Annotated in this window: 15 protein-coding genes and 2 pseudogenes; 11 read left to right on the top strand and 6 right to left on the bottom strand. The window is 65.3% G+C overall.

Translation table 11 applies throughout. The features are described 5' to 3' along the window. Window positions 1-6: 6 nt before the first annotated feature. From DWA33_RS17005 to DWA33_RS16990, 4 genes are all read right to left on the bottom strand, one after another. Window positions 7-1,032 (bottom strand): hypothetical protein, encoded by a 1,026-nt coding sequence (locus tag DWA33_RS17005; protein WP_244601326.1) that lies wholly within the window; start codon window positions 1,030-1,032, stop codon window positions 7-9. Continuing rightward, complete coding sequence (locus tag DWA33_RS17000; RefSeq protein WP_114359490.1) at window positions 1,005-1,919, bottom strand: NAD(P)-dependent oxidoreductase; 915 nt, start codon at window positions 1,917-1,919, stop codon at window positions 1,005-1,007. The genes DWA33_RS17005 and DWA33_RS17000 overlap by 28 nt, the downstream gene beginning before the upstream one ends. Window positions 1,920-1,959: 40 nt before the next feature. After that, window positions 1,960-3,210 (bottom strand): Zn-dependent hydrolase, encoded by a 1,251-nt coding sequence (locus DWA33_RS16995; RefSeq protein ID WP_114359488.1) that lies wholly within the window; start codon window positions 3,208-3,210, stop codon window positions 1,960-1,962. Window positions 3,211-3,280: 70 nt separating this feature from the next. Then, a complete protein-coding gene (locus DWA33_RS16990) occupies window positions 3,281-4,231 on the bottom strand; it encodes a LysR family transcriptional regulator (RefSeq protein ID WP_114359485.1) in 951 nt (316 codons plus the stop codon). A gap of 115 nt (window positions 4,232-4,346) precedes the next feature. On the opposite strand from DWA33_RS16990, the gene DWA33_RS16985 reads away from it, so the two are divergent. The 11 genes from DWA33_RS16985 (at window position 4,347) to DWA33_RS16935 (ending at window position 15,852) form a co-directional block, all read left to right on the top strand. Next, the gene (locus tag DWA33_RS16985; RefSeq protein WP_114359483.1) at window positions 4,347-5,165 is read left to right on the top strand and encodes a putative hydro-lyase; all 819 of its coding nucleotides are present in this window, start codon (window positions 4,347-4,349) and stop codon (window positions 5,163-5,165) included. A gap of 57 nt (window positions 5,166-5,222) precedes the next feature. Beyond that, window positions 5,223-6,470, top strand: coding sequence for an ABC transporter substrate-binding protein (locus DWA33_RS16980; RefSeq protein WP_114359481.1), 1,248 nt, complete (start codon window positions 5,223-5,225; stop codon window positions 6,468-6,470). 170 nt (window positions 6,471-6,640) lie between these two features. Beyond that, window positions 6,641-7,519, top strand: coding sequence for a branched-chain amino acid ABC transporter permease (locus DWA33_RS16975; protein WP_114359479.1), 879 nt, complete (start codon window positions 6,641-6,643; stop codon window positions 7,517-7,519). Continuing rightward, window positions 7,519-8,505 carry a branched-chain amino acid ABC transporter permease gene (locus tag DWA33_RS16970; RefSeq protein WP_114359476.1) on the top strand — a complete coding sequence of 329 codons (987 nt, stop codon included), beginning with the start codon at window positions 7,519-7,521 and terminating at the stop codon, window positions 8,503-8,505. The genes DWA33_RS16975 and DWA33_RS16970 overlap by 1 nt, the downstream gene beginning before the upstream one ends. Beyond that, a complete protein-coding gene (locus tag DWA33_RS16965; protein WP_114359474.1) occupies window positions 8,502-9,236 on the top strand; it encodes an ABC transporter ATP-binding protein in 735 nt (244 codons plus the stop codon). Before DWA33_RS16970 ends, DWA33_RS16965 begins: the two co-directional genes overlap by 4 nt. Then, a complete protein-coding gene (locus DWA33_RS16960) occupies window positions 9,220-9,924 on the top strand; it encodes an ABC transporter ATP-binding protein (protein ID WP_114359472.1) in 705 nt (234 codons plus the stop codon). Before DWA33_RS16965 ends, DWA33_RS16960 begins: the two co-directional genes overlap by 17 nt. 42 nt (window positions 9,925-9,966) lie before the next feature. Beyond that, window positions 9,967-10,164, top strand: coding sequence for a hypothetical protein (locus tag DWA33_RS16955; protein WP_114359470.1), 198 nt, complete (start codon window positions 9,967-9,969; stop codon window positions 10,162-10,164). Window positions 10,165-10,250: 86 nt separating this feature from the next. Then, window positions 10,251-10,415, top strand: coding sequence for a hypothetical protein (locus DWA33_RS25850; RefSeq protein WP_434006979.1), 165 nt, complete (start codon window positions 10,251-10,253; stop codon window positions 10,413-10,415). 61 nt (window positions 10,416-10,476) lie between these two features. Then, window positions 10,477-11,256 carry a 2-oxo-tetronate isomerase gene (gene otnI, locus DWA33_RS16945; protein WP_114359467.1) on the top strand — a complete coding sequence of 260 codons (780 nt, stop codon included), beginning with the start codon at window positions 10,477-10,479 and terminating at the stop codon, window positions 11,254-11,256. 209 nt (window positions 11,257-11,465) lie between these two features. Further along, entirely contained in the window at window positions 11,466-14,660 is a 3,195-nt protein-coding gene (locus DWA33_RS16940) for an efflux RND transporter permease subunit (protein WP_114359465.1), read from the top strand. Continuing rightward, on the top strand, window positions 14,650-15,852 hold the full coding sequence (locus DWA33_RS16935) for an efflux RND transporter periplasmic adaptor subunit (RefSeq protein WP_114359588.1): 1,203 nt from the start codon (window positions 14,650-14,652) through the stop codon (window positions 15,850-15,852). Before DWA33_RS16940 ends, DWA33_RS16935 begins: the two co-directional genes overlap by 11 nt. Window positions 15,853-15,994: 142 nt before the next feature. Here the strand turns inward: DWA33_RS16935 and DWA33_RS16930 are convergent. Together DWA33_RS16930 and DWA33_RS25745 are read right to left on the bottom strand one after the other, a co-directional pair. Continuing rightward, window positions 15,995-16,174, bottom strand: a pseudogene (locus DWA33_RS16930) (integrase core domain-containing protein); the annotation flags it as partial. Then, a pseudogene (locus DWA33_RS25745) lies at window positions 16,153-16,255 on the bottom strand (integrase core domain-containing protein); the annotation flags it as partial. The pseudogenes DWA33_RS25745 and DWA33_RS16930, both read right to left, overlap by 22 nt.

Raw genomic sequence — 16,255 nt, 5'->3', positions numbered from 1 at the left:
CAGATATCAGCGGCCCGATGACAGGTCCGCTACGCTGGCGCGGATCACCAGGGTCATCGGCTTGCGTACCCGCCGCCGCTGCCGCAGCGGCGGCGGTTGGCGCAGCGGTCGTCGCGGCTTGAGCGCGATCGCATAGCCGGGCTTGCGGCTCGGCAGCGGCGCAGGCGGCCGGACCGGGACGCGCCCCGGTTTGCGCGGGGCGCGCTTGCCGGCGGCCTTGCGGACGGCGCCGCGGGCGAGCGGGCGCAGGTTCTGAGACGGCCGCGGCTTGGCGATCTCGCGCGGCTTGGGCGGCACGATGCGGGTGACCGGTCGTAGCAGGAGCGGGGCCGCCTGCACCGCTGGCGGAGCGGGCGTTTCGTCCGGAGCCAGAACCGCCGAGTTCGTCGGCGCCTTGTTCGGCGGCGGAACGGAAGCGCTTCGGTTCGCGTGCGCGGAGACATCTGCGCCGGCATCGTGGATCCGCACCACACGTCGTGGCGGAGTAGGCCCTTCGCGATGAATGCTGAAAGCCAGATAGGCGGCGATCAGCGCAGCCACGAGCAAGGTGATCGATGTGCCGACCATCAGCGTGCTGGCCATCACCAGCATCGCAGCCGCCGCCGCCTTCAACAGCTTGTCGCGATCGTCGAACAGTCGCTCCAGCCACAGCCAGTTGCTGCGCGTCCAGATCGGCGGATCGAACCGAACACCGAACGCGGCGCGCGCCTGCGCGAAGCCGAGTTCGCGGGCGGAGAGCAAGTACCACGTGACGAAGAACGTCAGCAGGAAGGCCAGTGTGCCGACGAGACCGGTGGCAGAGCCGATAATGATCACCAGCGCGAGGGCGAAGACCGCGTACCAATCCTTCATGGGAATGTCTCCGTGCGATTCGCGAAGTATCGCACAGGCTGGGTTCACGCGTTGTTGATTCGGATCAGGCGGGATTGGTCGGGCGCCCGATGATTGCGGCGGCTGCCCGGTGGCGATGGTAATTAATTGCCGCCTGCGAGCGGGGCTGCGGATCAGCCGCTGGCCGCGATCCGCCGGCAATGTGCACGGGCGGCCGTGATCAGGTTCTCGCTCGCTTCCGGAGTGCGGAACGCCGAGTGTGCCGACAGCGTCACATTGGCCAGCGTAGTGAGGGGATGACCGATCGGCAAAGGCTCGATGTCGAACACGTCGAGCGCGGCGTGGCGCAGATGGCCTGAGCGCAGCGCGTCGATCATCGCCGCCTCGTCCACCAGCGCGCCGCGCGCGGTGTTGACCAGGATCGCGCCCGGCCGCATCGCGGCGATCCGCTGCCGTGACAGGAATCCGCGGGTCTGGTCGTTGAGCAACAGATGCATCGAGACGACGTGGCTGTCGCGTAGCAGGGTGTCCAGATCGACGAAGCTGACGCCGTCGATCTGCTTCGTGCTCCTGTTCCAGGCGATCACCTTCATGCCGGAGCCGTGCGCGATCCGCGCCACTTCGGCGCCGATGCCGCCGAAACCGATCAGGCCGAGCGTCTTGCCGGTGAGCTGCATGCCGTCTTCGCGCAGCCACTGCCCTTGCCGCATCTCGCGGTCCATCACCGCGAGATTGCGCGCCGCCGCCCACATCAGCGCGATCGTGGCTTCGGCCACCGCGGTGTCGCCATAGCCGCGGATCAGGTGAACTTCGATACCCAGCTCGGCGAGCTCTTCGACGTTCATGTAGCTGCGCGCGCCGGTGCCGAGAAAAACGACGTGCTTCAGCCCGGCGCATTGCCGTGCGATCTCGGTCGGCAGATAGGTGTGGTCGATCAGCGCGATCGCGGCGCCGGCCAGCACCTCGGGCAACTGCTCCGGCGTCACGTCCGGATCGCGGTGAATCGTCACCGGCGGATCGTCCGGCGCCGCCAGCCGCTCCATCAGTTCGGCGAGCGTATCGCTGGCGTCGACGAACACCGCGTGCATCGTGATCTCCCCCAGAAATAGAGTGGCCGTCGTCCGGCGATTACTTGGCGACGCCGGCGAGCGACAGCACGGTGTGCAGCAGCACGTTGGCGCCGGCGGCGCAGTCGGGCTGGGTGGCGTCTTCCAGCTCGTTGTGGCTGATGCCGTCCTTGCACGGTACGAAGATCATCGCGGTCGGAATTCTGGCGTTCAGGTTGCAGGCGTCGTGACCGGCCCCGGAGGTGATCCGGCGGTTCGAATAGCCGAGCGCGCCGGCTGCGGTCTCGACCGCCCCGACCAGCTTCTGATCGAAATGCGTCGGCTCCTTGCGCCAGACCAGATCGAGCGTGACTTCGACCTTGCGGCGCGGCGCGATCTCCGCGACCGCGGCGCGCAGCCGCTGGTCGAGCTGCTGGAGGATCGCGGCATCGGCGCTGCGCATGTCGATGTTGAAGGCGATCTCGCCGGGGATGACGTTGCGCGACGGCGAGGCGATCACCGCTTCGCCGACGGTGCCGACCGCATTGGGGCCGAGTTCGGTCGCGATCTTCTCGACCGCCAGCACGATCTCGGACAGCGTCGCCAACGCGTCGCGGCGCAGATGCATCGGGGTCGACCCGGCGTGGCTCTCGAAGCCGGTGATCTTGCCGTCGTACCACAGCACGCCCTGGCCGTGCTCGACCACGCCGATGGTCTTGCCTTCGGCCTCCAGGATCGGGCCCTGTTCGATGTGCAGCTCGATGAATCCGCTGAACGGCTGGGCGCCGACCGGCTTGTCGCCGCGATAGCCGATGCCGTCGAGCGCTTCGGCGACGCTGATGCCGGCAGCATCCTTGCGCGACAGCACGTCGTCGACCGTGAAGTCGCCGACGAACGCCGCCGAGCCCATCATTGCGGGTGCGAAGCGCGAGCCTTCCTCGTTGGTCCAGTTGGTGATGCACAGCGGCAGCTCGGTCTCGATGCCGGCGTCGTTAAGGGTGCGGACCACTTCGAGCGCGGCCAGGGTGCCGAGAATGCCGTCGAACTTGCCGCCGGTCGGCTGGGTATCGAGATGCGAGCCGAGCCCGATCGGCGGCTTGGTCATGTCGCGGCCCTTGCGCAGCGCGAACATGTTGCCGAGCGTATCGATGCCGACCTCGAGCCCGGCGTCCTCGCACGCGGCACGAAACCAGTCGCGCACCTGCTTGTCCTCCGCCGACAGCGTCAGCCGCCTGACGCCGCCCTTCGGCGTGCCGCCGAACTGCGCGGTGGTGTGGATGGTGTCCCACAGCCGCGAGGAATCGATCTGCAGGTTCGAGGCAGTCTTGGTCATAGTCACTCCGGAAAATCAGCGTGAACGGCGCGAGGTCGGGCGGGAGTTTGTCAAGGCGGTCGCGCGGGCGTCAACCAATCGCCGGTTCAACCACGTGGGCAATATCGCGGAGCTGCATTGCGGGATCGGGCATGAAGCCGCCGGTATGCGCGATCTCGGCGGCGAGTTCGGCGACGCGCTCGATCGCCACGGTGTCGGGCGAGGCGAGCCAACTCGCGGAGAACCGCAGCGGCGAAATCTTGAGGTTGGTCTGCAGCAGCTGCAGCCGCCCTTCGGCGAGCTCATCCTCGACGATCGCGGTCGGGATCACCGCGATGCCGAGGCCTTCGATCGCCATGTGGATCACCGTGCCCAGCGAGGCCGAAGCGTGCAGCCGGATCGGGGGCAGCTCCGGCTTGTTGAACAGCGAGCGCACGATCTCGTAGGGCTGCGTCTTGCGCGGGAAGGTGATGATCGGGAATTTGGCCAGATCCGCCACCGTCAGCGGGCCGCTGCCGAGCCCGAGCGTCGGGCTGGCAAGGAAGCCGATCGGATACTCGCACAGCACCCGGCTGCGCACCGTCGAGGCCGTCATCGGGCCGAGCAGGAACGCCAGCTCGATCTCCTGCGCCAGCAGCCGCGCGCGCAGGTTCGGCGTGATGTCGACTTCGATCTCCAGCGACAGGTTTGGATAAGCGCGGTTCACCTGTTCGATCAGCCGCGGCAGCCAGGTGTGGACGATGGTTTCGGCGACGCCGAGCCGCAGCACGCCGCGCATGCTCGACTGGTCGCTGACCGCCGCCATCATCTCGGTGCGCAGCCGGATCAGCTTTTCGGCATACAGCATCAATTGCCGGCCGCTCGGCGTCGGCGAGGCGACGCGATGGTCGCGCTGCAGCAGCCGTACCCCGAGCTCCCGCTCCAATTGAGCGATCCGCTGCGAAATCGCCGGCTGCGTGGTGTTCAGCTTCTGAGCGGCGCCGCGGAAGCTGCCCAGCGTCACCACCCAGATGAATGTCTCTAGTGCTTTGAAGTCCACCATCGGGCGATGCCTTTGGTCGATAAGTCGGTCTTATTGTTTCCGATCAGAAACAAAGATTAGACATTATATTAGGCTTCGGCTCCACTGCTGTCGAGAGACTAGGCAGGGTAACGGAATGACTGTTTTTGCGGCAGAGCAGCAGTTCCATGACGCGGAGGCGTCGCTCCCTTCCCATCAGGCCCGGCTCGCCTGCCGCGCCGGCCTTGCTCAAACCACCGCCGGGGTCGCTCCCGGTTACATCCAGGGAAATCTGGCGATTCTGCCGGAGACATACGCCGCCGCCTTCCACCGGTTCTGCCAGCTCAATCCGAAGCCGTGCCCGATCATCGGCATGTCCGACGTCGGGGATCCGATGATTCCATCGCTCGGCACCGACCTCGACATTCGCACCGACCTGCCGCGCTACCGGGTGTGGCGCGACGGCGAGCTGGTCGAGGAGCCGACCGATATCACCGCGCACTGGCGCGACGATCTGGTCGCCTTCGTGATCGGCTGCTCGTTCTCGTTCGAAGAGGCGCTGCTCGCCGACGACATTCCGATCCGCCACATCGAGCAGAAGGTGCGGGTGCCGATGTATCGCACCAACATCTCCTGCGCAGCGGCCGGTCCGTTCGCGGGCCCGATGGTGGTGTCGATGCGGCCGCTGAAGCCGAAAGACGCGATCCGCGCGGTCCAGATCACCTCGCGGTTTCCCTCCGTGCACGGTGCGCCGGTGCATCTCGGCCTGCCGCAATCGATCGGCATCGCCGATATCGATAAGCCGGACTATGGCGACCCGGTACGAATCGAGCCCGACGAAGTACCTGTGTTCTGGGCCTGCGGTGTTACTCCCCAGGCTGTGATTGCCGCCGCTAAAGTCCCGTTCGCCATCACCCATGCGCCCGGCTTGATGCTTGTCACCGACCTGAAGAACAAGCACCTTGCCGTGCTGTAACGCCGAATAGAGCCTCTGACCGCTTCACTCCCAACGCTGGTAGCAAAGGAAGACGTCATGAAGATCAATCGCCGTAACCTCGTTCTCGGCAGCGCGGCCAGCGCCGCTTTGCTGCCGTTCGCCACGGCGCGGGCCGAGACCAAGGAAGTCGTGATCGGTGTGATCTATCCGTTATCGGGGTCGAGCGCCCAGATCGGCGTCGACGCCCAGAAGGCGTTCCAGACCGCAGCCGACATCATCAACAACAAGTACGATTTCGATCTGCCGCTGGCGCGCGGCGAGGGGCTGCCCGGCCTCGGCGGCGCCAAGGTGCGACTGGTGTTCGCCGACCATCAGGCCGACCCCCAGAAGGGCCGGGCCGAGGCCGAGCGTCTGATCACCCAGGAGAAGGTCTGCGCCATCGTCGGCACTTATCAGAGCTCGGTGGCGGTGACGGTCAGCCAGGTCTGCGAGCGCTACCAGATCCCGTTCCTGTCGGCCGACAACTCGTCGCCGAGCCTGCATCGCCGCGGCCTCAAATTCTATTTCCGCGCCGCGCCGCACGACGAGATGTTCTCCAAGGCGATGTTCGACTTCTTCGACGCCGAAAAGAAGAAGGGCAAGAAGATCGAGACGCTGGCGCTGTTCCACGAGGACACCATCTTCGGCACCGACTCCTCCAACGCCCAGCTCGCCCTCGCCAAGGAGCGCGGCTACAAGGTGGTCGCCGACATCAAGTATCGCGCCAACTCGCCGTCGCTCACCGCCGAAGTGCAGCAGCTCAAGGCCGCCGACGCCGACGTGCTGATGCCGTCGAGCTACACCACCGACGGCATCCTGCTGATCCGGACCATGGGCGAGCTTGGCTACAAGGCCAAGAACATCGTCGCCCAGGACGCCGGCTTCTCCGAGAAGGCGCTGTACGACGCGGTGGGCGACAAGATCCCGGGCGTGATCTCGCGTGGCTCGTTCTCGCTCGACCTCGCCAAGAAGCGGTCGATGGTCGGCAAGATCAACGACATGTACAAGGAGAAGTCCGGCAAGGACTTCAACGACTACTCGTCGCGGCAGTTCATGGGCTTGATCGTGATGGCCGACGCGATCAACCGCGCCAAGTCGACCGATGGCGAGAAGATCCGCGAAGCGCTCGTCGCCACCGACATGCCGGGCGATCAGACCATCATGCCGTGGAAGCGCGTCAAGTTCGACGAGAACGGCCAGAACCAGGACGCCGACCCGGTGCTGCTGCAATATGTCGGGGGCAAGTTCGTCACCATCTTCCCCGAACAGGCCGCGGTCGCCGAGGCGATCTGGCCGATGCCGTAAGTAACCTCTCCATTCGTCATGGCCGGGCTTGACCCGGCCATCCACGGACCAGAGCGATGCGCTTGCTTCGAAGACGTGGATGCCCGGGTCAAGCCCGGGCATGACGCGGTGGGCGGGGCGAAGCCGCTCCGTTCATCGAGCTCGCATAACCTGTCTGCGGAGACGCTGATTTGACCACCGCCACCATCATCCAGTCCCTCGCCAGCGGCCTGCTGATGGGACTTCTTTACGGCCTGGTCGCGGTCGGCCTGGCTCTGATCTTCGGCCTGATGGACGTCACCAACTTCGCCCACGGCGAATTTTTGATGTTGGCGATGTACATCACCTTCTTCCTGTTCGCGTTCTTCGCGATCGATCCGATCCTCGCCGCTCCGCTCGTCGGCGCGGCGATGTTCCTGTTCGGCGCGGTGATCTACTTATTGGTCGTCAGATTTGCGATGCGGGCGAAAGCCAATATCGGCATGGTGCAGATCTTCACCACCTTCGGCCTCGCCATCCTGATGCGCGGCTTGGCGCAGTATTTCTTCACCCCCGACTATCGCAGCATCAACGTCTCCTGGCTCGGCGGCAGGACGATCGAGATCGGCGGCGTTTTCCTGCCGGTGCCGCAGCTGGTCGGCGCGCTGGTGTCGATCGCGGCGTTCGGCGCGCTGTATTTCTTCATGAAGAAGACCGATTTCGGCCGCGCCCTCGAAGCGACCCGCGAGGACGCCGGCGCAGTGGCACTGGTCGGCATCGACAAGAACAAGGTGTTCGCGCTCGGCTGGGGGCTCGGCTCGGCGCTGATCGGGCTCGCCGGCGCCGTGATGGCGATCTTCTTCTACATCTATCCCGACGTCGGCGCTTCGTTCGCGCTGATCGCCTACGTCACGGTGGCGCTCGGCGGCTTCGGCAGCGTGTTCGGCGCCTTCGCCGGCGGCATCATTGTCGGCCTGGTCGAGGCGACCACCGCGATGATCCTGCCGCCGTCGCTGAAATCGATCGGCATCTATGCCGTCTATCTGCTGGTTGTGTTCATTCGGCCGCGCGGCCTGTTCGGATCGATCTGATGGACCAGGCTCACCTCAAACGCCGCCGCCGCGACCTGATCTTGGCTTTCCTGCTGGCCGCCGCCGCGGCCTGCGCGCCGCTGTTCGTCAAGGACGTCTACGTCCAGAACATCATGGTGCTGACCCTGATGTACGCGGCGCTGTCGCAGGCTTGGAACATCCTCGGCGGCTATTGCGGCCAGATCTCGCTCGGCCACGCGCTGTATTTCGGGCTCGGCGCCTACACCACCGCGCTGCTGTTCACCAAGCTCGGCGTGCTGCCGTGGTTCGGCATGATCGGTGGCGGCCTGATCTCCGCGGTGATCGCGCTGGCGCTCGGCTATCCGACGTTCCGGCTGCGCGGGCACTACTTCGTGATCGCCACCATTGTGATCGCCGAGATCGGCTTCCTGCTGTTCCACAACTGGGACTGGGCCGGGGCCGCGCTCGGCATCGACATCATGGTGCGCGGCGACAGCTGGGCCAAGTTCCAGTTCACCCGCAGTAAGCTGCCTTACTACTATTTCGCGCTCGTATTCTGCTGCCTCGCCTGGCTGATCACCTGGTGGCTGGAAGACACCAAATGGGGCTACTGGTGGCGCGCCGTGAAGGACAATCCCGAGGCGGCCGAAAGCCTCGGCGTCGTGGTGTTCAACTCCAAGATGGGCGCTGCGGCAGTGTCCGCGTTTCTCACCGCGGTCGGCGGCAGCTTCTATGCGATGTTCGTGTCCTACATCGATCCTGAGAGCGTGATGACGTTCCAGTTCTCGCTGCTGATGGCGCTGCCGGCCGTACTCGGCGGCATCGGCACCCTGTGGGGGCCGGTGCTCGGCGCCGCGATCCTGATCCCGCTCACGGAACTGACGCGGTCGTTCGTCGGCGGTTCCGGGCGTGGTGTCGATCTGATCCTGTACGGCAGCGTGATCGTGCTGATCTCGCTGGCGCGGCCCGAAGGCCTGCTCGGCCTGTTTTCGCGCAAGCCGGCCTCGAAGGGAGCGCCGCAATGACGACGCCTCTGCTCGAGACCCGCGGCGTCTGGCAGCGCTTCGGCGGCCTCGTCGCCAACTCCGACGTGTCGATCTCGGTTCAGCGCGGCGAGATCGTCGGCCTGATCGGGCCGAACGGCGCCGGCAAATCGACGCTGTTCAACCTGATCGCCGGCGTCCTGCCGCCGACGCAAGGCTCGATCATCTTCGATGGCGAGGACGTCACCAAGCTGCCGGCGACCGCGCGCTGCGCCCGCGGCATCGGCCGCACCTTCCAGGTGGTGAAAAGCTTCGAGTCGATGACGGTGATCGACAACGTCATCGTCGGGGCGCTGATCCGGACCACCGTGATGCGCGAGGCGCGGCGGAAGGCCCACGAGGTGCTCGCGTTCTGCGGTCTCGACGCGCGCGCCGACGTGCTGGCGAGCCAATTGATTCCCTCGGAGAAGCGCCGGCTGGAAGTCGCACGGGCACTCGCCACCGAGCCGAAGCTGTTGCTGCTGGACGAGGTGCTCACCGGCCTGACGCCGACCGAGGCCGAGAAGGGCGTCGAGCTGGTGCGCCGCGTCCGGGATTCCGGCGTCACCGTACTGATGGTCGAACACGTCATGGAAATCGTCATGCCGCTGGTCGACCGCGCCATCGTGCTCGATCTCGGCAAGGTGCTCACCGAAGGCCAACCCGCCGACGTGGTGCGCGATCCGAAAGTCATCACTGCCTATCTTGGGGATCGCCATGCTGTCGGTGCGTGAGGTCACCACCGCCTACAAGGGGCTGGTCGCAATCTCGAACGTCTCGATCGAGGTCGAGCAGGGCGAGATCGTCTGCGTCGCCGGTGCCAACGGCGCCGGCAAGTCGACATTGCTGAAATCGATCGCCGGCGCGGAGCGGATTCGCTCCGGACAGGTGCTGTTCGATGGCGAGCGGCTCGATGGCGTGCCGCAGCATCTGATCACCGCCCGCGGCGTCGCCTATGTGCCGGAGAACCGCCGGCTGTTTCCGCGACTGTCGGTGCACGACAATCTCCGGCTCGGCAGCTATCTGTATCGCGGCAAGCCCGATCGCGAGCAGCCGCTGGAGTTCGTGTTCAGCCTGTTTCCGCGGCTGCAGGAGCGGCTGGAGCAGCGCGCCGAGACGCTGTCGGGCGGCGAGCAGCAGATGCTGGCGATCGGCCGCGCGCTGATGACGCGGCCGCGCCTGCTGATGCTCGACGAGCCGTCGCAGGGCATCATGCCCAAGCTGGTCAGCGAGATCTTCCAGTCGGTGAAGAAAATCCGCGATGCCGGCATGACCGTGCTGATCGTCGAGCAGCGCATGGCCGAATGCCTCGAGATCGCCGACCGTGCCTACATCCTGCAGACCGGACGGGTGCAGATGCAGGGCGGAGCCGCCGAGCTGATGGACAATCCGGACGTCCGCAAGGCGTATCTGGGGTTGTAAGAGCTGGTTCTCACCTCTCGTGTGTCGTGGTACACTGTGTTCATGAGCGTTGAGGACATCGAGAAGGCAGTCGAGCAGCTTCCGGCCGACCAACTCGCGCGGTTTCGCGCGTGGTTCATGGCTTTTGATGCTGCGCGTTTCGACGAGCGGATCGCGCGAGACGCGGCTGGAGGACGGTTGGACGACTTGGCGGCAGACGCCATTGCCGAACATCGGCGTGGCGGCTCGCGAGAGCTGTGAGGCATTTTGCCAGCTCCCGATTTTGGACGGCCTATCGGGCGTTGCCTCAGTCGATACGCGCTCTCGCCGACAAGAACTTTGCTCTGTTGAAGACCGATGCCAGTCATCCATCGCTGCATTTCAAGAAAGTCGGCAATCTGTATTCGGTGAGGGTTGGCCTTGGTTACCGGGCGCTCGCTGTGCCGGTGGACGAGGGGCTGTTGTGGTTCTGGATTGGCAGCCACGCCGACTATGATGCGATGCTCCGATGACGGCAGCGCTGCATCAAGTTCGAATGCGCTAAAGTCAGGTGTCTCCCGAGGATGATCATCGATGCCGCGCTTCGCCGCCAATCTCAGCCTGATGTTCACCGAGTACGCCTTTCTCGATCGCTTCGATGCGGCGCGGGCGGCGGGGTTCGATGCGGTCGAGTTTCTGTTTCCCTATGAGGTCGAGCCTGGCGTGATCGCCGAGCGGCTGCAGCGCAATCACCTGACGCAGGCATTGTTCAACCTGCCGCCGGGCGATTGGGCCGCGGGCGAAAAGGGATTTGCCGCGCTACCCGACAAGTTCGACGAACTGCAGCGCAGCCTGCACACGGCGCTGCCCTATGCGCTCGCGACCGGGGTCAAGCGGCTGCATCTGCTGGCCGGCAATGCCGACCGCCGCGACGGTGCAGCCGCGCTGGCGTTTCGGCGGTCGCTGGCGGTTGCGGCGCACTTCTTTGCGCCGCACGGCATCGATGTGCTGATCGAACCGCTGAACCGTCGCGATGCGCCGGGCTATTTCCTCGACGATGTCGACCATGCCCACACGCTCGTCCGCGAAATGGCTATCCCCAATCTGAAGCTGCAGTTCGACATCTATCACTGCCAGATCCTGCACGGCGACGTCACCACGCGTCTGCGTGAGATGCTGCCGGTGATCGGCCATATTCAGATGGCCAGCGTGCCGTCGCGGCAGGAGCCGGACGGCGAGGAGGTGAACTATCCGTTCCTGTTCGCCGAGCTCGATCGGCTCGGCTACGCTGGATTCGTCGGCGCGGAATATCGGCCGCGTGGCAAGACCGAGGATGGCCTGGGCTGGTTTGCGTCCTACCGCGCCGGAACCTGAAGCCGTCCACCGACGCGGTTTGTTGCACCGCAATCAATCTGTCGTGAGCGCCGCGTTGAATGCGGCCAACAAACCGGGACCTTGCGGTTTGCCGCGTCTTCGCCGGCTGGGCGACGCTTGGCTAATTGCACGGCCTTCGGTAAATCAACACAGGGGCCTGTCCGGGCAGGCGGCCCTTCCGCAACAAGAAGACCGGGACGACCCGACGAATGATCGCGCTGGTCCGTATCGCACTGAGCCGGCCGTACACATTCGTGGTGCTGGCGCTGCTGCTGCTGATCGTCGGCCCGCTGGCGGCGCTGCGCACCCCGACCGATATCTTCCCTGAAATCCGTATCCCTGTGATCGGCGTCGTCTGGCAGTATACCGGCCTGCCGCCGGATCAGATGGCCGGCCGGATCACCACGCCGTTCCAGCGTGCGCTCACCACTACGGTGAACGATATCGAGCACATCGTCGCGAATTCCTACGGCGGGTTCGGTATCGTCAAGATCTTCTTCCAGCCCAATGTCGACATTCGCACCGCGAATGCGCAGGTCACCGCGATCTCGCAGACCATGATCAAGCAGATGCCGCCGGGCGCGACGCCGCCGCTGATCCTGAACTACTCGGCATCCACCGTGCCGATCCTGCAGCTCGCGCTCTCGGGCGACGGTTTGACCGAGCAGAACTTGGCGGACCTCGCCATCAATCAGCTGCGCACCCCGCTGGTCACCGTGCCTGGGGCGGCGATCCCGTGGCCGTTCGGCGGTAAGCAGCGCCAGATCCAGATCGACCTCGATCCCAGTGCGCTGCAGGCGCGGGGGCTCTCGGGCCAGGACGTCGCCAACGCGCTGGCCGCCCAGAACCTGATCACCCCGGTCGGCACCCAGAAGATCGGCGAGTTCGAATACATCATCCAGCTCAACAACTCACCGCTCAAGATTCAGGATCTCGGCAACCTGCCGATCAAGGCGGCGAACGGCGCGATGGTTTACATCCGCGACGTCGCCTCGGTACGCGACGGCAACCCGCCGCAGACCAACATCGTGCACGTCGACGGCAACCGCTCGGTGCTGATGATGGTGCTGAAGGCGGGTGCGGTATCGACGCTCGACATCATCGCCGGCATCAAACAGAAGGTGCAGGACGTCAAGGATGCGATGCCGGCAGCCCTGAAGGTCGCTTTCGTCGGCGACCAGTCGGTGTTCGTGCGTGGCGCCATCACTGGTGTCGCCGTCGAGGGCGTGATCGCCGCGCTGCTGACCAGCGTGATGGTCCTGCTGTTTCTGGGCAGCTGGCGCTCGACGATCATCATCGCGGTGTCGATTCCGCTGTCGGTGCTCGGCGCCATCATCTGCCTGTCGGCGATCGGCGAGACGCTGAACATCATGACGCTCGGCGGCCTCGCGCTGGCGGTCGGAATCCTGGTCGACGACGCAACAGTGACGATCGAGAACATCAACTGGCATCTGGAGCAGGGCAAGGAGGTCGAGCCCGCGATCCTCGACGGCGCCAACCAGATCGTGACGCCGGCCTTCGTATCGCTGTTGTGCATCTGCATCGTGTTCGTGCCGATGTTCTTCCTACAGGGAGTCGCGCGCTATCTGTTCGTGCCGATGGCCGAGGCGGTGATGTTCGCGATGGTCTGGTCGTTCCTGCTGTCGCGCACATTGGTGCCGACGATGGCCAAATATCTGCTGAAGCCGCATGTCCACCACGACAGCCTCTCGGGGCGGAAGCCGTCGCGCAACCCGCTGGTGCGCTTCCAGCAGGGGTTCGAAGGCGTGTTCGCCCGGTTTCGCCACGGCTACGGCGACCTGCTGACGCTGGCGATGGGGCATCGCCGGGTGTTCGTCGCCGGCTTCCTGGGCGTGGTCGCGGTGTCGTTCGCGCTGGTGCCGTATCTCGGCCGCAACTTTTTCCCGTCGGTGGACGCCGGGCAGATCCTGATGCACGTCCGCACCCAGGTCGGCACCCGGATCGAGGAAACTGCCAACCAGCTCGCCGAGGTGCAGAAGGCGATCCGCAAGATCATTCCGCCGGATCAGATCGAGACCCTGACCGACAACATCGGAATGCCGATCTCCGGCATCAATCTCACCTACAACAACACTGGCGTGATCGGCACCCAGGATGCCGATATCCAGATCAAGCTGAAGGGCGAACACAGGCCGACTGCCGAGTATGTGAAGATCCTGCGTGAGCACCTGCCCCGGCAGTTCCCGGGCATGACCTTCGCGTTCCTGCCCGCCGACATCGTCAGCCAGATCCTGAATTTCGGTGCGCCGGCGCCGATCGATCTGCAGATCCGCGGCGCCAATCTGCCGGCGAATTTCGACTATGCCGGCAAGCTGCTGGCCAAGATCAAGCGTATCCCCGGCGTCGCCGATGCCCGAATCCAGCAATCGCCCAACAATCCGACCTTCAACATCGATGTCGACCGCACCCGCGCCCAATATGTCGGTCTGACCGAGCGCGACGTCACCAACAGCCTCGTCGTCAATCTGGCCGGCTCGTCGCAGGTGGCGCCGACCTACTATCTCAACCCGGACAACGGCGTGTCGTATTCGATCGTGATGCAGACGCCGCAATATCACGTCGACTCGCTCAGCAAGCTCGAGACAATTCCGGTGTCCGCGGCCGGCGCAGCCGCCGCAGGCGCGCCGATCCTCGGTGGTCTCGCCGATATCAAGCGCTCGGTCGGCAATGCCGTGGTCTCGCAATACGACATCCAGACGATGGTGCAGATCTTCGCCACCACACAGGGGCGCGACCTCGGCGCGGTGTCGGCCGACATCCGCGAGGTGATCGACGAGACGAAGGCCGGGGTGCCGAAGGGTTCATCGGTCGTTCTGCTCGGTCAGGTCGAGACCATGAACAGCGCTTTTGCCGGGCTGCTGTTCGGCCTGCTCGGCGCCATCGTGCTGATCTATCTGCTGATCGTGGTGAATTTCCAATCCTGGGCCGACCCGTTCGTGATCATCACCGCGCTGCCGGCCGCGTTGGCCGGGATCGTCTGGATGCTGTTCGCCACCGGCACCACGCTGTCGGTGCCGGCGCTCACCGGCGCGATCATGTGCATGGGCGTCGCCACCGCCAACAGCGTGCTGGTGATCTCGTTTGCGCGCGAGCGCTATGCGGTGCTCGGCGATCCGGTGCAGGCGGCACTGGAGTCCGGCTTCGTCCGGTTCAGGCCTGTGCTGATGACGGCGCTGGCGATGATCATCGGCATGGCGCCGATGGCGCTGGGGCTCGGCGAAGGCGGCGAGCAGAACGCGCCGCTCGGCCGCGCCGTGATCGGCGGGCTGCTGTTCGCGACCTTCGCGACGCTGATGTTCGTGCCGGTGGTGTTCAGCATGGTTCACAACAAGCAGCCGGCGTCCGATGCCGCGCCTGCTCCGGAGACGTCGCATGTCCACTGATCAACCGCCGCGCCGATCCCGTCGCGGCCTCGGCATCGCGGGCCTCGTGATCGCCTGCGGCGCGGTCGCGATCGTGGTCACCGGAATCAACGCCCGCGAGAAGAGCGGCGCCGAGCTGCGGACCTGGACCGACGAGCAGGCGATTTCCAGTGTGGCGGTGACGCGGCCGGACGGCAAGGTGCCGACCACGACACTCGATCTGCCGGGGCGGCTGGAAGCCTATTCGCGCGCGCCGATCTACGCCCGCGTCTCCGGCTACGTGAAGAGCTGGAGCGCCGACATCGGCGCCAAGGTCAAAGCCGGCGAGGTGATCGCCGAGATCGAGGCGCCGGATCTCGATCAGCAATTGTTGCAGGCGCGCGCCGATCTCACCAGTCAGCAGGCGAGCGCGAAGCTGTCGGAAGCGACCCTGAACCGCCGCAAGACGCTGGTGGCGTCGAATTTTGTCTCGGCGCAGGAAATCGACGAGCGCACCGCCGACCTCGCCGCCAAGAAAGCGGCGGTGAATTCCGGCCAGGCCAATGTCGAACGGCTCGAAGCTCTTGCCGGCTACAAGAAGATCTCCGCGCCGTTCGACGGCGTGGTCACCGAGCGCAACACCGACGTCGGCGCGCTGATCAACGCCGGCTCGAGCTCTGGCCCAGCGATGTTCGTGGTGTCGGACATCGCCAAGCTGCGTGTCTACGTCAACGTGCCGCAGAACTACGCGCCGATGGCGCGGATCGGCGGCAAGGCGGTGATCGCGCTGCCGGAATATCCGGGGCGCACCTTCCCGGCCACGGTGGAAGCCTCATCCCAGGCGGTCGATGTCGCGACCGGCACAATGCGGATTCAGCTCGGGCTCGACAATGCCAAGGGTGAACTGATGCCCGGCGGCTTTGCCAATGTGAAGCTCGCGCTCGCCCGCGAGTCTGCGCCGCTGCATATTCCGGCCAGTGCGCTGATCTTCAACCGCAGCGGCCTGCGCGTCGCGACCGTCGGGCCCGATGATCGGGTCCAGCTCAAGCCCGTCAGCATCGCCCGCGATCTGGGGCGCGAGATCGAGCTCGCGGCCGGTCTCACCGCGGAGGACCGCATCATCATCGCGCCGCCGGACGGCATCGCCGACGGCGAGAAAGTGCGCGTGGTCGCCGACGACGCCGCCAAGGCCGGGAAGCCGACCGCGTCTGAGAAGCAGGACGTGAAGGGGTAGGGCACCGGCGCCTGCTGTCGGGGAACCGCGCACTCAAGACCTCGGCCGTCATCACGAGAAGCCGAAGGCGACGAAGCAATCCAGGGCTCCGTGCACCGAGGGCACTGGATTGCTTCGCTGAGCTCGCAATTGTGCGAGTTCACTAATTCGTTGATCGGATTTTTTTGTCGGCGGCGAAGTCCTTCGGGGTTTTGCCGCCGAGGGCCTGGTGGGGCCTGAAGTTGTTGTAATAGACCATGTATTCGAACAACTCGTTGGCGAAGTGGTCGAGGTTGTCGAAGGTGGCTCCGTCGATCACGTCGTCGTCGAGGGTCCGCCAGAAGCGCTCGATCTTGCCGTTGGTCTGGGGGCGGTAAGGCCGAGTGTAACGGTGCACGATGCCGAGCTCGCGCAGCATTGCCTC

Source organism: Rhodopseudomonas pentothenatexigens, assembly GCF_900218015.1.
GTDB classification, from domain to species: domain Bacteria; phylum Pseudomonadota; class Alphaproteobacteria; order Rhizobiales; family Xanthobacteraceae; genus Rhodopseudomonas; species Rhodopseudomonas pentothenatexigens.
Note: the sequence above shows the minus strand (reverse complement) of the source record. Positions and strands in the feature narration are given on the sequence as shown.